Source organism: Pseudomonas sp. FYR_5 (genome assembly GCF_043106315.1).
GTDB classification, from domain to species: Bacteria; Pseudomonadota; Gammaproteobacteria; order Pseudomonadales; family Pseudomonadaceae; genus Aquipseudomonas; species Aquipseudomonas putida_Y.
Genome location: NZ_JBICMK010000040.1, coordinates 18,020 through 41,394, shown reverse-complemented (window position 1 = coordinate 41,394; position 23,375 = coordinate 18,020). Strand labels below are relative to the sequence as shown.

The 23,375-nt window shown below is 62.5% G+C and carries 19 protein-coding genes; 11 read left to right on the top strand and 8 right to left on the bottom strand.

Annotated elements, in window-relative coordinates:
• Positions 1–4 precede the first annotated feature (4 nt).
• A complete protein-coding gene (locus ACF8RA_RS04345) occupies positions 5–910 on the top strand; it encodes a LysR family transcriptional regulator (protein WP_392488406.1) in 906 nt (301 codons plus the stop codon).
• A 66-nt stretch (positions 911–976) separates the two neighbouring features.
• Here the strand turns inward: ACF8RA_RS04345 and ACF8RA_RS04340 are convergent, their stop codons facing one another.
• The gene (locus tag ACF8RA_RS04340; RefSeq protein WP_014591821.1) at positions 977–1,330 is read right to left on the bottom strand and encodes a hypothetical protein; all 354 of its coding nucleotides are present in this window, start codon (positions 1,328–1,330) and stop codon (positions 977–979) included.
• A gap of 275 nt (positions 1,331–1,605) precedes the next feature.
• On the opposite strand from ACF8RA_RS04340, the gene ACF8RA_RS04335 reads away from it, so the two are divergent.
• Positions 1,606–6,471 (top strand): NAD-glutamate dehydrogenase, encoded by a 4,866-nt coding sequence (locus tag ACF8RA_RS04335; RefSeq protein WP_392460981.1) that lies wholly within the window; start codon positions 1,606–1,608, stop codon positions 6,469–6,471.
• 115 nt (positions 6,472–6,586) lie between these two features.
• Here ACF8RA_RS04335 and ACF8RA_RS04330 read toward each other — a convergent pair whose 3' ends face one another.
• Positions 6,587–7,405, bottom strand: coding sequence for a pyruvate, water dikinase regulatory protein (locus ACF8RA_RS04330; protein WP_021785502.1), 819 nt, complete (start codon positions 7,403–7,405; stop codon positions 6,587–6,589).
• Positions 7,406–7,596: 191 nt separating this feature from the next.
• Here ACF8RA_RS04330 and ppsA point away from each other — a divergent pair, with 191 nt between their 5' ends.
• The 8 genes from ppsA (at position 7,597) to ACF8RA_RS04290 (ending at position 15,932) form a co-directional block, all read left to right on the top strand.
• Positions 7,597–9,972, top strand: a complete 2,376-nt coding sequence (gene ppsA / locus ACF8RA_RS04325) for a phosphoenolpyruvate synthase (RefSeq protein ID WP_019752139.1) — start codon at positions 7,597–7,599, stop codon at positions 9,970–9,972.
• Positions 9,973–10,074: 102 nt separating this feature from the next.
• Positions 10,075–11,067 carry an alpha/beta fold hydrolase gene (locus tag ACF8RA_RS04320; RefSeq protein WP_392518823.1) on the top strand — a complete coding sequence of 331 codons (993 nt, stop codon included), beginning with the start codon at positions 10,075–10,077 and terminating at the stop codon, positions 11,065–11,067.
• A 337-nt stretch (positions 11,068–11,404) separates the two neighbouring features.
• Positions 11,405–11,896: a ribonuclease E activity regulator RraA gene (gene rraA / locus ACF8RA_RS04315; RefSeq protein WP_003248652.1), complete on the top strand. Its 492-nt coding sequence runs from the start codon at positions 11,405–11,407 to the stop codon at positions 11,894–11,896.
• 27 nt (positions 11,897–11,923) lie between these two features.
• On the top strand, positions 11,924–12,919 hold the full coding sequence (locus tag ACF8RA_RS04310; RefSeq protein WP_176684436.1) for a zinc transporter ZntB: 996 nt from the start codon (positions 11,924–11,926) through the stop codon (positions 12,917–12,919).
• Between the two features lie 87 nt (positions 12,920–13,006).
• A complete protein-coding gene (locus ACF8RA_RS04305; protein ID WP_028697557.1) occupies positions 13,007–13,279 on the top strand; it encodes a hypothetical protein in 273 nt (90 codons plus the stop codon).
• A gap of 2 nt (positions 13,280–13,281) precedes the next feature.
• On the top strand, positions 13,282–14,106 hold the full coding sequence (locus ACF8RA_RS04300; protein ID WP_003248659.1) for a mechanosensitive ion channel domain-containing protein: 825 nt from the start codon (positions 13,282–13,284) through the stop codon (positions 14,104–14,106).
• A gap of 113 nt (positions 14,107–14,219) precedes the next feature.
• Positions 14,220–14,786 (top strand): RNA polymerase sigma factor SigX, encoded by a 567-nt coding sequence (gene sigX / locus ACF8RA_RS04295; protein WP_003248665.1) that lies wholly within the window; start codon positions 14,220–14,222, stop codon positions 14,784–14,786.
• Positions 14,787–14,897: 111 nt separating this feature from the next.
• Positions 14,898–15,932: an OmpA family protein gene (locus tag ACF8RA_RS04290; protein WP_176684435.1), complete on the top strand. Its 1,035-nt coding sequence runs from the start codon at positions 14,898–14,900 to the stop codon at positions 15,930–15,932.
• 85 nt (positions 15,933–16,017) lie between these two features.
• On the opposite strand, the gene cobA is transcribed toward ACF8RA_RS04290, so the two are convergent.
• The 5 genes from cobA to ACF8RA_RS04265 form a co-directional block, all read right to left on the bottom strand.
• Entirely contained in the window at positions 16,018–16,758 is a 741-nt protein-coding gene (gene cobA, locus ACF8RA_RS04285; protein WP_176684434.1) for a uroporphyrinogen-III C-methyltransferase, read from the bottom strand.
• 27 nt (positions 16,759–16,785) lie between these two features.
• On the bottom strand, positions 16,786–18,456 hold the full coding sequence (locus ACF8RA_RS04280) for a protein kinase (RefSeq protein ID WP_392460979.1): 1,671 nt from the start codon (positions 18,454–18,456) through the stop codon (positions 16,786–16,788).
• 9 nt (positions 18,457–18,465) lie between these two features.
• Complete coding sequence (locus ACF8RA_RS04275) at positions 18,466–19,677, bottom strand: nitrate/nitrite transporter (protein ID WP_392488404.1); 1,212 nt, start codon at positions 19,675–19,677, stop codon at positions 18,466–18,468.
• A gap of 183 nt (positions 19,678–19,860) precedes the next feature.
• Positions 19,861–20,436 carry an ANTAR domain-containing response regulator gene (locus tag ACF8RA_RS04270; protein ID WP_176684431.1) on the bottom strand — a complete coding sequence of 192 codons (576 nt, stop codon included), beginning with the start codon at positions 20,434–20,436 and terminating at the stop codon, positions 19,861–19,863.
• A 14-nt stretch (positions 20,437–20,450) separates the two neighbouring features.
• Entirely contained in the window at positions 20,451–21,665 is a 1,215-nt protein-coding gene (locus ACF8RA_RS04265) for a CmpA/NrtA family ABC transporter substrate-binding protein (protein ID WP_392460977.1), read from the bottom strand.
• A 137-nt stretch (positions 21,666–21,802) separates the two neighbouring features.
• Between ACF8RA_RS04265 and ACF8RA_RS04260 the strand changes: the two genes are divergently transcribed.
• Positions 21,803–22,825, top strand: a complete 1,023-nt coding sequence (locus tag ACF8RA_RS04260) for a quinone-dependent dihydroorotate dehydrogenase (RefSeq protein ID WP_176684429.1) — start codon at positions 21,803–21,805, stop codon at positions 22,823–22,825.
• Positions 22,826–22,972: 147 nt separating this feature from the next.
• Here ACF8RA_RS04260 and rmf read toward each other — a convergent pair whose 3' ends face one another.
• Positions 22,973–23,188: a ribosome modulation factor gene (gene rmf / locus ACF8RA_RS04255; RefSeq protein ID WP_003248687.1), complete on the bottom strand. Its 216-nt coding sequence runs from the start codon at positions 23,186–23,188 to the stop codon at positions 22,973–22,975.
• Positions 23,189–23,375 lie beyond the last annotated feature (187 nt).

Genomic DNA, 23,375 nt, shown 5'->3' with positions numbered 1-23,375 from the left:
TGCCGTGAAACTGTCCGTCCGCCACATCGAAGTGTTCCGCGCCATCATGGCCGCTGGCAGTGTCACGGGTGCCGCGCGCCTGCTGTTCACCTCGCAGCCCACCGTCAGCCGCGAGTTGGCCCGGTTGGAGCAAGTGACCGGCCTGAATCTGTTCGAACGCGAGGGAGGGCGCCTGGTGGCCACCGCCCAGGCGTTGCTGCTGATCGAGGAGGTCGAGCGCGCCTACGTCGGGCTGGAGCGGATCGATCGCTTTGCCCAGGCCATCCGCAACTTCGAGCAGGGCCGGCTGGCCATCACCTGCCTGCCGCTGTTCTCGCAAACCTTGTTGCCCAAGGCTTGCCAGCGCTTTCACCAGCAGCACAGGGGCGTGAGCGTGAGCATTCTGGCGCAGGAGTCGCCTTTGCTGGAGGAGTCACTGGTTGCCCAGCAGCATGACCTTGGCCTGACTGAAGTCGAACAGATACCGCGTGGCGCGTATGGAGAATTGCTGTTCAGTGCCAACATGGTGTGCGTGTTGCCCGAGCATCACCCGCTGCAGGTGAAGGCTGAACTGGAGCTGAGTGATTTCCATGAGGTCGATTTCATCAACCTGGCCAGCCTGGATACCTACCGGCAGCGTCTTGATCAGCACTTTCGTGCGGCCGGGGTCAACCGCCGCACGGTTATCGAGACCACCAGTGCCGCGTCGGTGTGCGCCATGGTCAGGCAAGGCCTTGGGGTGGCGATCATCAACCCGCTGAGCGGGCTGGAGGCGGCGCAAAGCGGGTTGCCGATCCGCCGGTTACGGGTATCGGTGCCCTATCAGGTGATGCTGATACGCCCGGACCATCGGCCGGCATCGGCAGCGGTGGAGCCGTTTTGCGAGGCGTTGCGGGTGCAGGCGCAAGAAATGCAGGCAGCATTGGGCTAGGGCTTTCCGGGGCACTCAGATTCCATGCCACCCACCGCTGTACCTGCTTCGCGGGTAAACCCGCTCCTACAGCTCGCAGACCAAGGTTCCAGTACCGGCCAGGATGTTTTCAAGGGTTTCTTTCACTTCATCCATGTCACTCAACTCGCTGGTCAGGTTGATCTCCAGCACTTCATCCCCCTTCAGCGCGTCCCGGTCACCGGCCGCCACTTCAATCAGCAGGCGCTTGGCGCTCAGGGTCACTTTAAGGCCATCCAGCGTCGACGGCTCATCATCCAGGGTCAGGTCGACGGTGTCCTCGTCCGGGTAGCGGGTAAGCAGGAACATCTGACCTTTGTCGCTGTGGCAACACAGGGTCGCCATGTTGTCTTCCTCGTCATCGCAAGGGGTGGCGAACAGCAGGGCGGTGTTGATTTGCATGAGCAGGCTCGAATCAAAGGAAACGGAAGGGGATTCTGACAGTCTTGCGTACAGGCATAAACGTAAAGTTACCCCCCCTTGACCGAAATTGTCGCAGCGCTGCAAGCGTAGATGACCGATCAGTCGTTAAGCTTCGGCGAGCCCTGGGCGTGCCTGCGCACGTTCAACGTCTGGTTTTTTACCGTCCGCCATGCCACGGGTTGGCTATCGTTGATCCGTACACGGCGCACGCAGCGACGCTTCAATTATTACAAAGCCCAAGCGGAGTACCACAGATGGCGTTCTTCACCGCAGCCAGCAAAGCCGACTTTCAGCATCAACTGCAAGCGGCCCTGGCGCAGCACATCAGCGAGCAGTCCCTGCCACAAGTGGCGCTGTTCGCCGAGCAGTTCTTCGGCATCATCTCTCTGGACGAACTCACCCAACGCAGGCTTTCCGACCTGGCCGGCTGCACCCTGTCAGCCTGGCGCATCATCGAGCGTTTCGACCCCGAATATCCGCAAGTACGGGTGTACAACCCTGATTACGAACGCAATGGCTGGCAGTCGACCCATACCGTGGTCGAAGTGCTGCACCATGACCTGCCGTTCCTGGTCGATTCGGTGCGCACCGAGCTCAATCGCCGTGGCTACAGCATCCACACCCTGCAAACCACCGTACTCAGCGTGCGCCGTGGTGCCAAGGGCGAGCTGTTGGAACTGCTGCCCAAGGGTACCCAGGGCGAGGGCGTGTGCTACGAGTCACTGATGTACCTGGAGATCGACCGCTGCGCCAACGCCGCCGAGCTGACAGTGCTGACCCGCGAAATCGAGCAGGTGCTGGCCGAGGTACGGGTGGTGGTGGCCGACTTCGAACCGATGAAGGCCAAGCTGCGTGAAGTGGTGGCGCAGGTGGAGCAGACTGCCTTTGGCCCTGCCCAAAACGAGAAGGGCGAAGTCAAGGCCTTCCTCGAGTGGCTGCTGGATAACCACTTCACCTTCCTGGGCTATGAAGAATTCACCGTCAAGGGCGACGCCGATGGCGGCCAGATGGTCTACGACGGGCAGTCGTTCCTCGGCTTGCCGCGTCGCCTGCGCGTGGGTTTGAAGGCAGAAGAGCTGCGCATCGAAGACTATGCCGTGGCCTACCTCAACGAGCCGCTGTTGCTGTCGTTCGCCAAGGCCGCGCTGCCCAGCCGCGTGCACCGCCCGGCCTACCCGGACTACGTGTCGATCCGTCAGCTGGACGCCGATGGCAAGGTGATCAAGGAGCACCGCTTCATGGGGCTGTACACCTCGTCGGTGTATGGCGAAAGCGTGCATGCCATTCCGTACATCCGCGTGAAGGTGGCCGAAGTCGAGCGCCGTTCGGGCTTCGATCCCAAGGCCCACCTGGGCAAGGAACTGGCCCAGGTGCTGGAAGTGCTGCCGCGCGACGACCTGTTCCAGACGCCGATCGACGAGCTGTTCAGCACAGTCATGGCAATCGTGCAGATCCAGGAGCGCAACAAGATCCGCGTGTTCCTGCGCAAAGATCCGTACGGCCGCTTCTGCTACTGCCTGGCCTACGTCCCGCGGGAAATCTACTCCACCGAAGTGCGGCAGAAGATCCAGCAGGTGCTGATGGAGCGTCTGAAGGCCAGCGACTGCGAGTTCTGGACCTTCTTCTCCGAATCGGTTCTGGCCCGTGTGCAACTGATTCTGCGGGTCGACCCCAAGAACCGCATCGACATCGACCCGCAGCAGCTGGAACGCGAAGTCATCCAGGCCTGCCGCTCGTGGCATGACGATTACTCGGCACTGGTGGTAGAGAACTTCGGCGAAGCCCAGGGCACCAACATCCTTGCCGAGTTCCCCAAAGGCTTCCCGGCCGGGTACCGCGAGCGCTTCGCTGCACACTCGGCGGTGGTCGACCTGCAGCATGTGTTGAGCCTGTCGGAAAGCAAGCCGCTGGCAATGAGCTTCTACCAACCATTGACCCAGGTTGGCGAGCGCACGCTGCACTGCAAGCTGTACCACGCCGACACCCCGCTGGCGCTGTCCGATGTGCTGCCGATTCTGGAAAACCTTGGCCTGCGCGTGCTCGGCGAGTTCCCGTATCGCCTGCGCCATGCCAATGGCCGGGAATACTGGATTCACGACTTCGCCTTCACCTACAGCGAAGGCCTGAGCCTGGAGATCCAGCAACTCAACGACACCCTGCAGGACGCTTTCATCCACATCGTCCGTGGTGACGCCGAGAACGACGCCTTCAACCGCCTGGTACTGACTGCCGGCCTGCCATGGCGCGACGTGGCCCTGCTGCGCGCTTACGCCCGTTACCTGAAGCAGATTCGCCTGGGCTTCGACCTGGGTTACATCGCCAGTACCCTGAACAACCACACCGATATCGCGCGCGAGCTGACCCGGTTGTTCAAGACCCGCTTCTACTTGGCACGCAAGCTCACCCAGGACGACCTTGACGACAAGCAGCAGCGCCTGGAGCAGGCCATTCTGGCTGCGCTGGACGACGTTCAGGTGCTCAACGAAGACCGCATCCTGCGGCGCTACCTGGACCTGATCAAGGCCACCCTGCGTACCAACTTCTACCAGCCCGACGCAAACGGCCAGAACAAGTCGTACTTCAGCTTCAAGTTCAACCCCAAGCTGATCCCCGAACTGCCCAAACCGGTGCCAAAGTTCGAGATATTCGTCTATTCGCCACGCGTCGAGGGCGTGCACCTGCGCTTTGGCAACGTCGCCCGTGGCGGCTTGCGCTGGTCCGACCGGGAAGAAGACTTCCGCACCGAAGTGCTGGGCCTGGTCAAAGCCCAACAAGTGAAAAACTCGGTCATCGTGCCGGTCGGCGCCAAGGGCGGCTTCCTGCCACGACGTCTGCCGATTGGCGGTAGCCGTGACGAGATTGCCGCCGAAGGCGTGGCGTGCTATCGCATCTTCATTTCCGGCCTGCTCGACATCACCGACAACCTCAAGGACGGTGGCGTGGTGCCGCCGGCCAACGTGGTGCGTCATGACGATGACGACCCGTACCTGGTGGTGGCGGCCGACAAAGGCACCGCGACGTTCTCCGACATCGCCAACGGCATTGCCATCGACTACGGCTTCTGGCTCGGCGACGCCTTTGCCTCGGGCGGCTCGGCCGGTTACGACCACAAGAAAATGGGCATTACCGCACGCGGCGCCTGGGTGGGCGTACAGCGTCACTTCCGCGAGCGTGGCATCAACGTGCAGGAAGACCCGATCACCGTCATCGGGGTGGGCGACATGGCGGGCGACGTGTTCGGCAATGGCCTGCTGATGTCCGACAAACTGCAACTGGTGGCAGCGTTCAACCACCTGCATATCTTCATCGACCCCAACCCCGAGCCAGCCGCCAGCTTTGCCGAGCGCAAGCGTTTGTTCGATCTGCCGCGTTCGGCCTGGAGCGACTACGACACCAGCATCATGTCCGAAGGCGGCGGGATCTTCCCGCGCAGTGCCAAGAGCATCGCCATCAGTGCGCAGATGAAGGAGCGCTTCGCCATCGAAGCCGACCGCCTGACCCCGACCGAGCTGCTGAACGCGCTGCTCAAGGCCCCGGTGGACTTGCTGTGGAACGGCGGCATCGGAACCTACGTGAAGGCCAGCACTGAAAGCCACGCCGATGTGGGCGACAAGGCCAACGATGCGCTGCGGGTCAACGGTAACGAACTGCGCTGCAAGGTGGTGGGCGAGGGTGGCAACCTGGGCATGACCCAGCTCGGCCGGGTCGAGTTCGGCCTGAACGGCGGCGCCACCAACACCGACTTCATCGACAACGCCGGCGGCGTGGACTGCTCCGACCACGAGGTCAACATCAAGATCCTGCTCAACGAAGTGGTGCAGGGTGGCGACATGACCGAGAAGCAGCGCAACCAGCTGCTGGGCAGCATGACCGACGAAGTGGCCGGCCTGGTGCTGGGTAACAACTACAAGCAGACCCAGGCGCTGTCGTTGGCCGCCCGCCGCGCCCGCGAGCGGATTGCCGAGTACAAGCGCCTGATGGCCGACCTCGAGGCGCGTGGCAAGCTGGACCGCGCCATCGAATTCCTGCCGTCCGAAGAGCAGTTGGCCGAACGTCTGGCTGCCGGTCAGGGCCTGACCCGCGCCGAGCTGTCGGTGCTGATCTCGTACAGCAAGATCGACCTCAAGGAGCAACTGCTCAAGTCGCTGGTGCCGGACGACGACTACCTGACCCGTGACATGGACACCGCTTTCCCGCCGTCCCTGGTCAGCAAGTTCGCCGAGGCCATGCGCCGCCACCGCCTGAAGCGCGAAATTGTCAGCACCCAGATCGCCAACGACCTGGTCAACAACATGGGTATCACCTTCGTCCAGCGCCTGAAGGAGTCGACCGGCATGAGCCCGGCCAACGTGGCCGGCGCTTATGTGATCGTGCGCGACATCTTCCACCTGCCGCACTGGTTCCGCCAGATCGAGGCACTGGACTATCAGGTACCAGCAGAAATCCAGCTCACCCTGATGGACGAGCTGATGCGCCTGGGCCGCCGTGCCACCCGCTGGTTCCTGCGTAGCCGCCGTAACGAACAGGACGCTGGGCGCGATACCGCGCACTTCGGGCCGAAGATCGCGCAGTTGGGTCTGAAACTTGATGAGCTGCTCGAAGGCCCCACCCGCGAACGCTGGATGGTGCGCTACCAGGGCTTTGTCGAGGCCGGTGTGCCGGAGTTGCTGGCGCGTATGGTGGCAGGTACCAGCCACCTGTACACCCTGCTGCCGATCATTGAAGCGGCCGACGTTACCGGCCATGAGCCGGCGCAGGTGGCCAAGGCATTCTTCGCCGTGGGCAGCGCGCTGGACCTGACCTGGTACCTGCAGGAAATCAGCAACCTGCCGGTGGAAAACAACTGGCAGGCGCTGGCCCGCGAGGCATTCCGCGACGATATCGACTTGCAGCAGCGGGCGATCACCATTTCGGTCCTGCAGATGGTCGATGCACCGGAAGACATGGATGCTCGTGTGGCGCTGTGGGCAGAGCAGCACCGGGGAATGGTGGAACGCTGGCGCGCCATGCTCGACGACCTGCGCAATGCCACGGGTATTGACTATGCGATGTACGCGGTGGCCAACCGCGAGCTGGTCGACCTGGCCATGAGTGGGCAGGCAGCCGTGGTGCCGTCCTGAGCCTTGTAGTGAGGTAAAACAAAGCCCCGGCAGTGATGCCGGGGCTTTTTTGTATGCCTGGGCTGGCCCTTTCGTGGGTGAACCCGCTCCTACAGGGGAGCGGGCCCGGACAGGTTTACTTGAACCGCCTCTCCACGCCTTTTTCGACCAGGATCTTGGCGGAAATTTCTTCCACCGAAAAATGCGTGGAATTGATGTTGGGAATGTTCTCCCGGCGGAACAGGCTTTCCACTTCACGTACTTCGAACTCGCACTGGGCAAAGCTGGAATAGCGGCTGTTGGGCTTGCGCTCGTGGCGGATGGCGGTGAGGCGGTCGGGGTCGATGGTCAGGCCGAACAGCTTGTTGTGGTGCTTTTTCAGCACCGCCGGCAGTTGCAGGCGCTCCATGTCGTCCTCGGTCAGCGGGTAGTTGGCGGCACGGATGCCGAACTGCATGGCCATGTAAAGGCAGGTTGGGGTCTTGCCGCAACGCGAAACGCCAACCAGAATCAGGTCGGCTTTGTCGTAGTAGTGGGTGCGTGCACCGTCGTCGTTATCCAGGGCGAAATTCACCGCCTCGATGCGTTCCATGTAGTTGGAATTGCCGCCGATCGAGTGGGATTTGCCCACGGAATACGACGAATGGGCAATCAATTCCTGCTCAAGTGGGGATAAAAACGAAGAAAAGATGTCGATCATGAAGCCATTCGAGGTCGCCAGGATCTCGCGGATGTCCTGGTTGACGATGGTGTCGAAGATGATCGGACGGACCCCATCCCGCTCGGCCGCAGCGTTGATTTGCTGGACCATGGCCCGCGCTTTGTCCGGTGAATCGATGTAAGGACGGGTGAATTTGTTGAAGGGAATGCTCTCGAATTGCGCGAGCAAACTCTGGCCCAGGGTTTCGGCAGTGATACCCGTGCCGTCGGAGATGAAGAACGCGGTTCGTTTCATTTGCGATCTGGGCCTTAAGCTGATGACGATTCTTGGATATGATAAGTTCGGTTTGCCGAATGCGGCTGTCGACATTCTGCCACATTTGCAGAGCCTATTTTCCAGGTACAGGCCACAAACGCCCGGCCAAGTCAAAGAAGACAGGCGGGCGCCTTTTGAGCTTTTCCAACACAGTTAGTGGAGAGATCACCTTGGTAGAGTACGTAGTTTCCCTCGATAAGCTCGGCGTCCATGATGTGGAGCATGTGGGGGGCAAGAACGCATCCCTGGGCGAGATGATCAGCAACCTTGCCGGTGCTGGTGTATCGGTGCCGGGCGGCTTTGCCACTACGGCGCAGGCGTACCGCGATTTTCTCGAACAGAGTGGTCTGAACGACAGGATTCACGCTGCGCTCGACGCACTGGACGTAGATGACATCAACGCCCTGACCAAGACCGGCGCGCAGATTCGCCAGTGGGTCATGGAAGCCGAATTCCCGCCACGTCTGGATTCGGAAATCCGTACGGCCTTCGCCGAAATGGCCGCCGGCAATGACAACATGGCCGTTGCCGTGCGTTCCTCGGCTACCGCCGAAGACCTGCCGGACGCCTCGTTCGCCGGCCAGCAGGAAACCTTCCTCAACATCCGCGGCGTCGATAACGTGATCCGCGCGGCCAAGGAAGTGTTCGCTTCGCTGTTCAACGACCGCGCCATCGCCTACCGCGTGCACCAGGGCTTCGATCACAAGCTGGTTGCCCTGTCTGCCGGTGTGCAGCGCATGGTCCGCTCCGAAACCGGCACCGCCGGCGTCATGTTCACCCTCGACACCGAGTCGGGCTTCCGCGATGTGGTATTCATCACTGGTGCCTATGGCCTGGGCGAAACCGTCGTACAGGGTGCAGTCAACCCTGACGAATTCTACGTGCACAAGAACACCCTGCAGGCCGGCCGTCCGGCCATCCTGCGCCGCAACCTGGGCAGCAAGGCGATCAAGATGGTCTATGGCGACGAAGCCAAGGCCGGCCGTTCGGTCAAGACCGTCGAAGTCGACCGCGCCGAGCGCGCACGCTTCTGCCTGACCGATGCCGAGGTCAGCGAGCTGGCCAAGCAGGCCATGATCATCGAACAGCACTACCAGCGCCCGATGGACATCGAGTGGGCCAAGGACGGTGACGACGGCAAGCTGTACATCGTCCAGGCCCGCCCTGAAACGGTGAAGAGCCGTTCCAGCGCCAACGTCATGGAACGCTACCTGCTCAAAGAGAAAGGCACCGTGCTGGTCGAAGGCCGTGCCATTGGCCAACGTATCGGCGCTGGCAAGGTTCGTGTCATCAACGACGTATCGGAAATGGACAAGGTCCAGCCGGGCGACGTGCTGGTCTCCGACATGACCGACCCGGACTGGGAACCGGTGATGAAGCGCGCCAGTGCCATCGTCACCAACCGCGGTGGCCGTACCTGCCACGCGGCGATCATCGCCCGTGAGCTGGGTATTCCGGCGGTAGTCGGTTGCGGTAATGCTACCCAGGTACTGAAAGACGGCCAGGGCGTGACCGTTTCCTGTGCCGAAGGCGATACCGGCTTCATCTTCGAAGGTGAGCTGGGCTTCGACATCAAGCAAAACTCGGTCGATGCCATGCCGGAACTGCCGTTCAAGATCATGATGAACGTCGGCAACCCGGACCGCGCCTTCGACTTCGCCCAGTTGCCCAACGCCGGTGTCGGTCTGGCACGCCTGGAGTTCATCATCAACCGTATGATCGGCGTGCACCCCAAGGCGCTGCTGAACTATGCGGGCCTGCCTGCCGACCTGAAAGACAGCGTCGACAAGCGCATCGCCGGCTACAACGACCCGGTCGGCTTCTACGTCGAGAAGCTGGTAGAAGGCATCAGCACCCTGGCGGCGGCCTTCTACCCGAAAAAGGTCATCGTGCGCCTGTCGGACTTCAAGTCCAACGAGTACGCCAACCTGATCGGCGGCAAGCTGTACGAGCCGGAAGAAGAAAACCCGATGCTGGGCTTCCGCGGTGCTTCGCGTTACATCAGCGAATCGTTCCGTGACTGCTTCGAGCTCGAGTGCCGTGCACTGAAGCGTGTGCGCAACGAGATGGGCCTGACCAACGTCGAGATCATGGTGCCGTTCGTGCGCACCTTGGGCGAAGCCAGCCAGGTTGTCGACCTGCTCGCAGAAAACGGCCTGGCCCGCGGCGACAACGGCCTGCGCGTGATCATGATGTGCGAACTGCCGTCCAACGCCATCCTCGCCGAAGAGTTCCTGGAATACTTCGACGGCTTCTCGATCGGCTCCAACGACCTGACCCAGCTGACCCTGGGGCTGGACCGTGACTCGGGCATCATTGCCCACCTGTTCGACGAGCGAAATCCTGCGGTGAAGAAGCTGCTGGCTAACGCCATTGCCGCGTGCAACAAGGCCGGCAAGTACATCGGCATCTGCGGCCAAGGCCCATCGGACCATCCGGACCTTGCCAAGTGGCTGATGGAACAGGGCATCGAAAGTGTATCGCTGAACCCGGACTCGGTACTCGAGACCTGGTTCTTCCTGGCCGAAGGCCAAGGCGCGGCCTGAGGCTGTAAAACGCAGGGGGACGTCTGGCGTCCTCTTGCCTGGTTTTTTCCAGGGCGAGCTCCAGCAATGGAACCCGCCCTTTTTTGTGCACCAAGCAACCTTATGCAAAGCAGCAGCACTCTATTCCCCGTGGCCCTGCTCAGTGCCGAGCGCCGCGGCGATCTCAGCGAAGACGTGTATCGGATCAAGGCCGGTAATGGCCCGGACCCCAGCGTCGAGCTCGCCATCACCCGTCTGGGGCTGGCCGACCAGGGTCAGGCCCAAGGCGTGCCGGTCATTCTCCTGCACGGCAGTTTTTCCAATCGGCGCTTCTGGTATTCGCCCAAAGGGGTTGGCCTGGGTGCCTATCTTGCGCGCGCCGGTTTCGATGTCTGGATCCCGGAAATGCGCGGCCATGGCCTGTCGCCGCGTAACCAGGACTGGAAGCACAACAGCGTTGCCGCCTACGCCCGTGATGACCTGCCGTTGATCAACGCATTCGTGCGCGAGCAGTCGGGCCAGGCGCCGCACTGGGTTGGCCATTCCTTGGGTGGCACCACCCTGGTAGCTGCGCTGGGCGGTGGTTTTCTGGCTGCCGAGCAAGTGGCCAGCGTGGCGTTGTTCGGCACCCAGATCAGCCGTGTCTATTGGCCGTTGAAAGTGCCACCGCTGGCTTGGGGTGCGAAGCTGGTGCTCAAGCGTTGGGGGCAGATATCCGGGCCACGCTTCAAGCGTGGGCCTGAAGACGAGCCGATAGGCCTGGCCCTGGAGAGCATGCGCTGGCACGGCCTGTTCGGGCGCTTTGGCGACAAAAAGCACGATTGGTGGGCGGGGCTGGCAGAGGTGGATGTGCCGCTGCTGGCGGTGGCCGGCGCTGGGGACTTCCAGGACCCGGTGTGGGCCTGCCGCAAGCTGTTCGAGCAGTTGGGCGGCGAGCGCAAGCAGTTCCTCCGGCTGGGGCGTGAGGAGGGCTTCGAGGCCTTCGGGCATGTCGACATGCTGGTGAGCAAGGCCGCGCAGGTGCAGGTGTGGCCGCTGGTGGAGCGCTGGCTGCGCAATCCGCTGCTGCCGGTGCATGCGTCCACTGCGGTTGCGGAACCTGTGCCTGCCAGCTGACTTTGCTGCACCTGTCATGGCCTCTTCGCGGGTGAACCCGCTCCTACACAGATTGGTGGTGGACACAGGCCGTCGTAGGAGCGGGTTTACCCGCGAAAGGGCCGGCCCTGCTGGCCAATTTCCCTCCGCCGTTCACCGTTGACGCCGCCACCGTATTCGCGGGTAAACCCGCTCCTACACCTGGATAACGGCGTGTTCCTGTGCAGGCGCGGGTCTCGCGTGAGTGGGCCGGTACAGGATGAATACAAATGACTGCCCGGTCCCGGATGACTGCGACAGCCTCCAAGGTGTAGCCTTGGCCGATACCCGCTTTCGTTGTGACTGACAGGAGCTTCCCATGCAGCATTACGTAACGCCCGACCTGTGTGACGCCTACCCGGACCTGGTACAAGTACTGGAGCCGATGTTCAGCAATTTTGGTGGCCGCGACTCGTTCGGTGGTCAGATCGTCACCATCAAGTGTTTCGAGGACAATTCGCTGGTCAAGGAGCAGGTTGAACTCGACGGCAAGGGCAAAGTACTGGTAGTCGATGGCGGGGGGTCGCTACGCCGTGCGCTGCTCGGCGACATGCTCGCCGAAAAAGCCGCAAAAAACGGTTGGGAAGGCTTGGTGATCTACGGCTGTGTGCGTGATGTCGACGTGCTGATCCAGACCGACGTCGGCGTGCAGGCCCTGGCCAGTCACCCCATGAAGACTGACAAACGCGGTATCGGCGATCTCAACGTGGTGGTGACCTTCGCCGGGGTAACCTTCCGTCCGGGCGAGTATGTATATGCCGACAACAATGGCGTGCTGGTTTCGCCGAGCCCGCTGAAAATGCCGGAGTAATGCGCTGCACGCGCTGATGGAGCTTTGATGCTGGAGGAAGACAACGCGCAGTGGGGGCTGGTGCATGCCCTGGTGCTCGATGGCAAAGGCGGCGCGCGCTCGATTGCCCGTACCGAACTGGATGACCTGCAGCTGCAACCGGAGCAGAGCCTGTGGCTGCACTGGGACCGCAGCCATCCGCAAACCCGTACCTGGCTGTTGCACGACAGCGGCCTGAGCGAGTTCGCCTGCGAGCTGCTGCTGGAGGAAAACACCCGGCCGCGCCTGCTGCCCTTGGCGGACGAACAGCTGTTGCTGTTCCTGCGGGGCGTCAACCTCAACCCGGGTGCCGAGCCCGAAGACATGGTTTCGGTACGCATCTTTGCCGAGGCGCAGCGGGTTATCTCGCTGCGCCTGAGGCCGTTGCGCGCCAGCGATGAAATTCTCCAGCTGCTGGAACAGGGCAGGGGACCGAAATCGGCCTCGGAACTGTTGCTGTTGATGGGTGAGTTGCTGACCGAAAAGGTTCAGGGCCTGGTCAGCGACCTGGCCGAGCTGGTCGACCTGGAGGAAGAAAAGGTTGAATCCGACGAGCGGTATACCCCGGAACAGGGCAGCCTGCAGCAGATCCGCCGTCGCGCCGCTGGCTTGCGCCGCTTTCTCGCCCCGCAACGGGAAATCTACGCGCAGTTGTCGCGCAGCAAATGGAGCTGGTTCGCCAATGCCGACGCCGATTACTGGAATGAACTCAACAACAGCCTGATCCGTTATCTCGAAGAGCTGGAGCTGGCCCGCGAACGCGCTGCACTGGTGCTGGAAAGCGAGGACCGGCGGCGCAGCGAGCGGATGAACCGCACCATGTACCGCTTTGGCATCATCACCTGCATCTTCCTGCCCATGAGCTTTGTCACCGGGCTGCTGGGCATCAATGTCGGCGGCATCCCCGGGGCGCAAAACCCTTTGGGCTTCCTGTTCGCCTGCATCGTCGTGCTGGGGTTGGCCGTGGGGCAGTGGTGGCTGTTCCGGCGGTTGCGGTGGGTATAGCTGTGCAATTTGAAACATTCGTCCCAACGGGATGTGTGACCCGTTGCCCGGCCATCTCGTCTCTTGCTGACACTGCGCGAGGTGCCCATGCACGATCCGTTTGAAGAATCCCTGCGCGACCTGCTCAAGGCGTCACCCTCCGGCAATGACCGGGACGACCGGGATGACGCCGCTTGCCTGGGTCGCGTGCTGAAAACCGCCAACCGCCAGGTTGGCGCGGGTGATCTGTTCAGCTTGCTTGGCCGCTGGTGCCAGGCGCTGCTGATTGCCGTGAACAATGGCTCGGCGCACGTTGCGCCGGTGCGTCGACACTCTTCCCGCAACGCTGCCAGCGGCAGCAAAGCAGATAAGGCCGATTGAATATGGAACTCGATCTCTGGACCCAGAGCCTGGTCACCGCGATGACTGCCCTTTGGACCAAGGTAGCGAACTTCATCCCCAACCTGTTCGGCGCGCTGGTCGTGGTGCTGCTCGGTTTCGTGGTGGCCAAGCTGCTCGACACGCTGCTGTCCAAACTGTTGGCCAAATTTGGCCTGGACCGCCTGATGGCCGGCACCGGCCTCACCAAAATGCTCGGTCGGGGCGGTATCCAGGTGCCGATCTCGACCCTGATCGGCAAGATCGTCTACTGGTTCGTGCTGCTCATTTTCCTGGTCTCGGCCGCGGAATCGCTGGGCCTGGAGCGGGTTTCGGCAACCCTCGACATGCTCGCCCTGTACTTGCCCAAGGTGTTCGGCGCGGCCCTGGTGCTGCTGGCCGGCGTGCTGCTGGCGCAGGTGGCCAACGGCCTGGTACGTGGCGCTGCCGAAGGTATCGGCCTGGAATACTCGGCGGGCCTGGGGCGTATCACCCAAGGTCTGGTGATCATCATCAGCATCTCGGTGGCCATCAGCCAGTTGGAAGTGAAAACCGACCTGCTGAACCACGTCATCGTTATCGGGCTGATTACCGTTGGTCTGGCCGTTGCCTTGGCCATGGGCCTTGGCAGTCGCGAAATCGCCGGGCAGATCCTGGCCGGCATCTACGTACGCGAGCTGTACCAAGTGGGCCAGCAGGTGCGGATTGGAGAGGTCGAAGGGCATATCGAGGAGATCGGTACGGTGAAGACGACGCTGCTGACCGATGATGGCGAACTGGTGTCGCTGTCTAACCGCGAGCTGCTTGAACAGCGAGTCAATAGCCGCTAACCGCACAAAAGCTGTTAATGTATGCCGCCGCGAAATTCGACCCACGGGGTCGCGCGGCGACATTGACCTGACTGTCGGCCAGATCCGTTTTGAATAAAGTTCATTCGCCGCCCATGCGCTATGACCCCCGCGAGCTCACAGACGAAGAGTTGGTGGCGCGTTCGCATGAGGAGCTGTACCACGTTACCCGCGCCTATGAGGAGCTCATGCGGCGCTACCAGCGGACCCTGTTCAACGTCTGTGCGCGTTATCTGGGGAACGACCGTGACGCGGACGATGTCTGTCAGGAAGTGATGCTGAAAGTGCTGTACGGGCTGAAAAACTTCGAGGGTAAGTCGAAGTTCAAGACCTGGCTCTACAGCATCACCTACAACGAGTGCATTACCCAGTACCGCAAGGAGCGCCGCAAACGTCGGTTGATGGATGCCTTGAGTCTGGACCCTGTTGAAGAGGCGTCCGAAGACAAGGCTCCGAAACCGGAAGAAAAAGGCGGGCTGGACAAGTGGCTGGTGCATGTGAACCCGATTGACCGGGAAATTCTGGTGCTTCGTTTTGTCGCAGAGCTGGAGTTTCAGGAAATTGCCGACATCATGCACATGGGCCTGAGCGCCACGAAAATGCGTTACAAGCGTGCGCTAGACAAGCTTCGGGAGAAATTTGCCGGCCTTGATGAAACTTAGAGGCGTGCAAGTATCTCTAACGAACCGGCGAGTTCTGCTAGACTCGCCGTCGAGTTGTCCCTCTTGTTTGTGGTGGGACTGCTTAACTATCACCAGATGGGGATTTAACGGATGAAATTGAAAAACACCTTGGGCTTGGCCATTGGTTCGCTTGTAGCCGCCACTTCGATTGGCGCTATGGCACAAGGTCAAGGCGCCGTCGAGACTGAAATCTTCTACAAGAAAGAATTCTTCGACAGCCAGCGCGACTTCAAGAACGACGGCAACCTGTTCGGCGGTTCGATCGGTTACTTCCTGACCGACGACGTCGAGCTGCGTCTGGGCTACGACGAAGTGCACAACGCTCGTGGCGAAGACGGCAAGAACATCAAGGGCTCGAACACCGCCCTGGACGCCGTTTACCACTTCAACAACCCGTACGACGCTATCCGTCCATACGTTTCCGCTGGTTTCTCGCACCAGTCGCTGGGCCAGACCGGCCGTGGCGGTCGTGACCACTCCACCTTCGCCAACGTTGGCGCTGGTGCCAAGTGGTACATCACCGACATGTTCTACGCCCGTGCCGGCGTAGAAGCTCAGTACAACATCGACCAGGGCGACACCGAGTGGGCCCCGAGCGTTGGTGTTGGCCTGAACTTCGGCGGTAGCCCGAAGCAAGCTGAAGCTGCTCCGGCTCCAGTTGCTGAAGTCTGCTCCGACTCCGACAACGACGGCGTGTGCGACAACGTCGACAAGTGCCCAGACACCCCGGCCAACGTTACCGTTGACGCCGACGGCTGCCCGGCTGTTGCCGAAGTCGTTCGCGTTGAGCTGGACGTCAAGTTCGACTTCGACAAGTCGGTCGTCAAGCCTAACAGCTACGGCGACATCAAAAACCTGGCTGACTTCATGAACCAGTACCCACAAACCACCACCGTGGTTGAAGGTCACACTGACTCCGTGGGTCCAGACGCTTACAACCAGAAGCTGTCCGAGCGTCGTGCCAACGCTGTCAAGCAAGTCCTGACCCAGCAGTACGGCGTAGAATCCAGCCGTGTTGACTCGGTTGGCTACGGCGAAACCCGTCCGGTTGCTGACAACGCTACCGAAGAAGGCCGTGCTATCAACCGTCGCGTTGAAGCTCAGGTAGAAGCCCAGGCCAAGTAATTGGTGTGAAGCTTCATGAAAAACCCGGCCTCGGCCGGGTTTTTCTTTGCCTGGGTTCTAACCGACCTCAAAGGCTGCCCCCAGGTCAGCCAGCGATTGCGATGCGCCCCGGAGCCAGTTGCTCTCCGACCACCTCCCCAATCACCAAGATCGCCGGGCTACGTAAGCCAAACCCGCGCGCAGCTTCCACCATTCCCTGCACATCGCTTCTGCACTCCCGCTGCTGCGGCAGCGAGGCATTTTCGATCATCGCCACCGGCATCCCCGGCGCCATGCCTCCCGCCAGCAATCCCTGGCGCACCTGCTCCAGCCGCGCTACCCCCATGTATACCACCAGCGTTGTTCCGCCCTGAGCCAAGGCCGCCCAGTTCAGCTCGCTATCGTCCTGTGTGTGCGCCGTCACCAGCGTCACCCCTCGGCTCACACCCCGTGAAGTCAGGGGAATCCCACATTGGGTGGCCCCGGCAAGGCCGGCGGTGATGCCGTTGATCACCTCTACCTCGATGCCATGCCCCTGCAACCACAGCGCCTCTTCACCGCCACGGCCAAAGATGCAAGGGTCGCCGCCCTTGAGTCGCACCACGCAACGACCCTGTCGCGCGTGGCGCAGCATCAGGCGCTGTATGAACGCTTGCGGTGTAGAGCGGCAACCGCCGCGCTTGCCCACGGTCATCACCCGGGCCTGCGGGCAATGCTCAAGCACTGCCGGGTTGACGAGGTCGTCGACCATGACCACGGCGGCTTGCTGCAACGCACGCACTGCCTTGAGGGTGAGCAGTTCAGGGTCGCCAGGGCCGGCACCGACCAGCCATACTTTTGCATTCATCAGGGGTTCCTCATCGGCAAGGTGCGGTCAGCCCTTGAGCAGGGTGAACAGCAGTATCAGGTTGATCAGCAACGACAGCAGGGCCAGGGTGCGCCACACCTTCAGCGGCTCGCGTTCCAGCAGCGGCCGTGGTCGGCTGGGCAGATCCTGGCGGTCGCCGCGCTCGAGCAGCAGCAACCAGTGTTCGGCGGTTTCGAAGCGCTGCGCCGGGTCGCTCGCCACAGCCTGCAGCAGATTGTGCTGCAGCCATTCCGGCAGGTCGGGTCGGTAGCGCGCGGCGTTGACCGGCTGGCCGAAGCGCGGGCGCTGAAAGGCCTCGACCTCGCCGTACGGGTAGTGTCCGGTCAGCAGGTGGTACAGGGTTACGCCGACTGCATACAAGTCCTGACGCGGGCTGGGCGGGTGGCCATCGAATGCTTCCGGGGCGATGTACGAGGGCGTGCCGGGCAGCTCGTGCAGCGGGTCTTCGGACAGGCCCGGGCAATAGGCCAGGCCGAAGTCCAGCAGGCGCAGTTGCCCATCGCGGCCCAGGTGCAGGTTGTCTGGCTTGATATCGCGGTGCAGCAAGTTGCGCCGATGCAGCACGCCGACTGCCTGCAGCAGTTGCCGGGCGACCTCCAGCCATTGCGGCAGGGGCAGCGGGCCTTGTTCGGCCAGTAACGCCGCCAGGTTTTGGCCGGGATATTCGCGCATTACGTAGTACAGGTGCTGGCGCTGACTGGCGGTGTGTAGCTCGGGGAAGTGCCGGCCGGCGATGCGGCGCAGAAACCACTCTTCCAGCAACAGCCCTTGGGCCGCCCCCGGCTCCTGTTCGCGTGCAGTGGGGAGGGTCTTGAGCAGCCAAGGCTGGGTCTTGCTATCGCGTACTTTGTACAGCAAGGACTGGCGGCTGTGCGCGTGCAGTGTTTCGACCTGCCAGCCGTCGATCACCTGGCCCTCGCGCAGGGGGCCGGGCACTGGCCACTGTTGCAGTTGCGCCAGGGTATCGCCCAGGTTGGCCGTGCCCAGTTGTTCGACTTGCACCAGCAAGGCGCTGGCGTTGTCCTTGCTACCGTTGAAGTGGGCGCTGGCCACCAAGGTGTCGGCGGCCAGTTGCAGGTCAGTTTGCTCGCGCAGCACGGCCTGTATGTGTTGTTCGCCCAGGCTGGCCCAGACCCCGTCGCTGAGCAGCAGGAAGCACTCGCCCGCTTGCAGCTCGCCCTCCAGATAATCCACCAGCAGGTGCTGGTCCAGGCCCAGCGCCCGTTTCAGTACATGCTGCATGCCCGGTTGGTCCCATACATGGTCTTCGCTCAGGCATTGCAGGTGCCCCTCGTGCCAGCGGTACACCCGGCAGTCGCCGACATGGGCCAGGGTAAAGCGCCTGCCGCGCAACACCAGCGCGCTAAGCGTGGTCAGCAACGGCTGGCCGCTGCCCTGGGCGCGCAACCAGCGGTTCTGCGCCAGCAGCAGGCGGTCGAGGGCCTGGGCCACGCTCCAGGTGGCCGGGGTGGCGTAGTAATCCAGAGCCAGTGCCTGCAGGCTGGCCCGCGCCGCGAGGCCGCCATCGGCACATTGGCTTACGCCGTCGGCCAAGGCGAACAGGTAGCCTTTGCTGGCGGCCAGCTCTGGTGCCGGCGTGACCAGGCGCAGGGCGTCCTGGTTTTCCTCGCGCGGCCCGGTGGCGCTGGCCTGGGCAAAGCTCAGTTGCAGACTCATCGGCGTGCCTCAGACCCGCGCTGCGGTGACTGCAGTCGAGCCCCAGGTGGTGCGCCAGCGCTGTTTCACACCGTGCAGGCCGAACCAGGCCAGCAGGCCCAGGCTGGCGAACAGCCACAACCCCATCTGGTAGTCACCGGTGTGCTGTTTGATGGTGCCCAGCCCGGCCGCCAACAGGAAGCCGCCGATGCCGCCGGCCATGCCGATCAGGCCGGTCATTACCCCGATCTCTTGGCGGAAGCGTTGCGGTACCAGTTGGAATACCGCGCCATTGCCCGCCCCCAGGCCGAGCATGGCGCTGACGAACAGCGCCAGTGCGGCCGCGGCAGAGGGCAGGTTGAAACCGACTGCGGCAATGCAGATGGCGGCCACGCCGTACATGCCCAGCAGGGTGCGGATGCCGCCAAAACGGTCAGCCAGGGCGCCGCCGAGCGGGCGCATCAGGCTGCCGGCGAACACGCAAGCGGCGGTGTAGTAGCCGGCGGTGACCGGGCTCAGGCCGTATTGGTCGCTGAAGTAGCCGGGCAGGGCGCTGGCCAGGCCGATGAAGCCGCCGAAGGTGACGCTGTAGAAGAACATGAACCACCAGCTGTCACGGTCGCCCAGTGCCTTGAGGTAGTCGGCCATGGCTTTCGGCTTGGGCCGTTGTGGGGCATTGCGCGCCAGCAGGGCGAACACCACCAGCGCCAGTGACAGCGGGATCAAGGCAAAGCCGAATACATTGTTCCAGCCAAAGGCCGCTGCCAGTGCCGGTGCCAGCAAGGCAGCGAACACCGTGCCGGAGTTGCCCGCGCCGGCGATGCCCATGGCCTTGCCCTGGTGCTGTGGCGGGTACCACTGCGAGGCCAGCGGCAGCGAGACGGCGAAGGAAGCACCGGCAAAGCCCAGGAACACGCCTAGCAGCAGTGCCTGTTCATAGCTGTGCACGCCAAGGTGCCAGGCCGCAGCCAGGGCGACGATAACCACCACCTGGGCGATCAGGCCGGCAGTCTTGGGCGACAGGCGGTCGACCAGAACGCCCAAGGCAAACCGCAGGAGCGCCCCGGCCAGGATCGGCGTGGCGACCATCAGGCCCCGTTGTTGTGCGCTCAGTTGCAGGTCGGCAGCAATCTGCACCGCCAGCGGGCCCAGCAGGTACCAGACCATGAAGCTGAGGTCGAAGTACAGAAACGCGGCGAACAGCGTGGGCACATGCCCGGATTTCCAGAAGCTGGTACTCATCGAACACCTCACTCGGTAGTACAACGGAACGAAAAAGACGTCGCCACCCGCTCCACGAGGTGGAGGGGCGAGCGACGTCTTTGTCGGGATTCAAGTGGGGTAACCGCCGTTGGCTACCGGTACGATTTGTCGAGCAAGAGATGGGCCAACTTCTGGCGCGGCCGGCAAGAGATTTTCAGCGCGTCAGCCGAGCATCTCATGCATGGCAATGATCTGTTCGGCCACCTGGATCAGCTTCTGCTGCCGGCTCATGGCCTGGCGACGCATCAGGGTATAGGCCTGCTCTTCGTTGCAATCCTTCATCTTCATCAGCAATCCCTTGGCTTGCTCGATGCGCTTGCGTTCGGCCAATTGCTGATCGCGCGCCAGCAACTGCGCCTTGAGTGCCTGGTCGCTTTCGAAGCGGGCCATGGCCACATCCAGGATCGGCTGCAGCCGCGCAGCGTGGATGCCCTCGACGATATAGGCGCTGACCCCTGCCTGAATCGCCTGGCGCATCATCCCGGGGTCGTGCTCGTCGGTGAACAACACGATGGGCCTGGGCTGGTCACGGCTGACCAGCACCACCTGTTCCATCACATCGCGGTCTGGTGAGTCGGTATCGATCAGCACCACGTCCGGGCGCACCGTTTCGACGCAGGCGGGAAGGTCGATGGTCAGGTCCGGGGCTTCGATGACCTCGAAGCCGGCCTCACTCAACGCCGCCCTGAGACGACCAAGCTTGCTCTGGGTATCGTCGATCAGCAGGATGCGCAACATGTTCGTCCCCCCCCTCACGCGCCGACACGGGCATCGGGCAGGTCGCCCAAGGCATGCAAGCTGAAACTGCGGGCATAGCCGAAGGGGTCGCTGCCGTCCCAGCGGGAGCCATCGATCAGCAGGCTGCTGCGCATCGGTTGGTCCGGGCAAGCGATGCCCAGGCTCTGTGCGGCCTCGCTGTACAACTGCAGTTGCTGGACCTGCCGGGCCACGCCGAGGTAGTCGGGGTCTTCGCGCAGCAGGCCCCAGCGGCGGAACTGGGTCATGAACCACATGCCGTCGGACAGGTAGGGCAGGTTGGCCCGGCCTTGGTCGAACAGGCGCAGGGCGTGTGGGTCTTGCCACTCATTGCCCAGGCCATCCTCATAGTGGCCGAGCAGGCGGGGGGCTATGCTGTCCAGCGGGGTGTCCAGGTAGGCGCTTGCGCTCAGCAGTTGCGCGGTGCTGCGGCGGTTTTCCGGGCTTTGCTCGATGAACCGGCTGGCGGTGAGGATCGCCTTGATCAGCGCACGGGCGCTGTTGGGATATTGCCCGGCAAAGGCGCGTGTGCAGGCCAGGACCTTTTCCGGGTGATCCGGCCAGATCGACTGGCTGGTGGCCAGGGTGAAGCCTTGGCCTGTGGCCACGGCGTCGGCGGCCCAGGGCTCACCGACGCAGAAGCCGTCAATGCGCCCGGCTTGAAGGTGTGCAGCCATCTGCGCCGGTGGCACCACGACGCTGTCGACGTCGCGCAGCGGGTGGATGCCCTGGCTGGCCAGCCAGTAATACAGCCACATGGCGTGGGTGCCGGTGGGGAAGGTCTGGGCGAACGTCAGGCGCGCGCCATGCTGGTGCACCAGGCGTGCCAGTGCCTCAGGGTTGGTCACGCCCTTGCGCTGCAGGGCAGGGGACAGGTTGATAGCCTGGGCGTTCTGGTTCAGCCCCATGAGCACGGCCATGTCGTTGGCAGGTACGCCGCCAATGCCCAGGTGCACGGCGTAGACCAGGCCATACAGGCAGTGCGCGGCGTCCAGTTCGCCGCTGACCAGCTTGTCGCGCAGCCCGGCCCACGAGCCTTGGCGCTTGAGGTTGAGGGTAAGGCCGTGCTGCTGGGCGAAGCCCTGGGTGGCGGCGACCACTACCGAGGCGCAGTCGGTCAGGGCCATGTAGCCGATGTTCAGGCTGGTTTTTTCCGGCGCGTCGCTGCCGTTGACCCAGGCCAGGGGCGTTGCTCGGGGTACAGTGTTCACAAGAGTCCTCGCCCTTACTGATAAGGCTGTGGGCTGAAAGGGTGCAACCGATGTGCCAAGCGCTCCACGATTTGCTGTCCTGCCAGCTCCTCGCTGGCTATAATCGCCCCCTCACTCACCCTGAGCCTTGCCCGCCCATGTATACCCTGGCCCGCCAGCTGCTGTTCAAGCTTTCCCCGGAAACTTCCCACGACCTGTCCCTGGACCTGATCGGCGCCGGTGGCCGTATGGGCCTCAACGGCATGCTGTGCAAGCAACCGGCGTCATTGCCGGTTTCGGTCATGGGCTTGAACTTCGCCAACCCGGTGGGGCTCGCAGCCGGCCTGGACAAGAACGGCGCGGCCATCGACGGCTTCGCCCAGCTGGGCTTCGGTTTTGTCGAAATCGGCACTGTCACCCCGCGTCCGCAGCCTGGCAACCCCAAGCCGCGGTTGTTCCGTCTGCCGGAAGCCACGGCCATCATCAACCGCATGGGCTTCAACAACCTGGGCGTTGATCACCTGCTCGAGCGCGTACGCGCTTCGCGCTACAAGGGGGTACTGGGCATCAACATCGGCAAGAACTTCGATACACCGGTCGAGCGTGCCGTCGATGACTACCTGATCTGCCTGGACAAGGTCTACACCGCCGCCAGCTACATCACGGTCAATGTCAGCTCGCCAAATACCCCGGGCCTGCGCAGCCTGCAGTTCGGGGACTCGCTCAAGCAGTTGCTCGACGCCCTGGCCGAGCGCCGCGAGCAACTGGCCGGTACACATGGCAAGCGCGTGCCGCTGGCAATCAAGATTGCGCCGGACATGAGCGACGAAGAAACGGCGCTGGTGGCCGCCGCGCTGATGGAGTCGGGCATGGATGCGGTGATCGCCACCAACACCACGCTGGGCCGTGAAGGTGTCGAAACATTGCCGTACGGTGGCGAGGCGGGTGGCCTCTCGGGCGCACCGGTGCTGGAGAAAAGCACTCATATCGTCAAGGTGCTGGCAGGTGAGCTGGGCGGCAAGTTGCCGATCATTGCCGCCGGTGGCATTACCGAAGGCCGCCATGCTGCCGATAAGATCGCGGCCGGGGCGAGCCTGGTGCAGATCTACTCGGGCTTCATTTACAAGGGGCCGGCGCTGATTCGCGAAGCGGTGGATGCTATCGCGGCAATGCCGCGGTGACCTGACAAGCCCGCCCCAGCAGGGACAGTGTGGGTACAGCTGATGAGATTTGCCAAGGCATAAAAAAGGGCCCCTTCAAGGGGCCCCTGGGCCTTCGCCCGCCGCCCGGATGGGGCGTGCATGGTAAATCGAATTCAGTGTCCTCGTTCAGCCAACGGCGTGATTTTCGTTGAGTCTATGGATGCCAGCGGTGCCAGTCATTCCGTCCCAGTTATCACCGCGACCTTCACGCCAGCCGTTGATCCAGGCTTGGCGAACAGAAGGAAGATTGAAGGGGCAAAGTTCGCGGGATTTGCCGGTGACCCCGTATTGGTAACCACGTGAATATGCTCTTTCCAACGGATCACGCTTAAGTCTTCTCATAGGGTGTTGCCCTCACTTGTTGACTGTAATGTCCCGTCGGCCTCTCCGAGGCCGGGCAGAGTCGTTCTGCCGGTTTGCGCTCGCTGCCGGCGTGGCGAGCTGAAAGTGCCGCCTCGTTGCGAAGTGGCCTGAGACCAGTTCTATCGAATGCGAGTCACGGTGTGAATGACCGATTTGTCATAAGCAC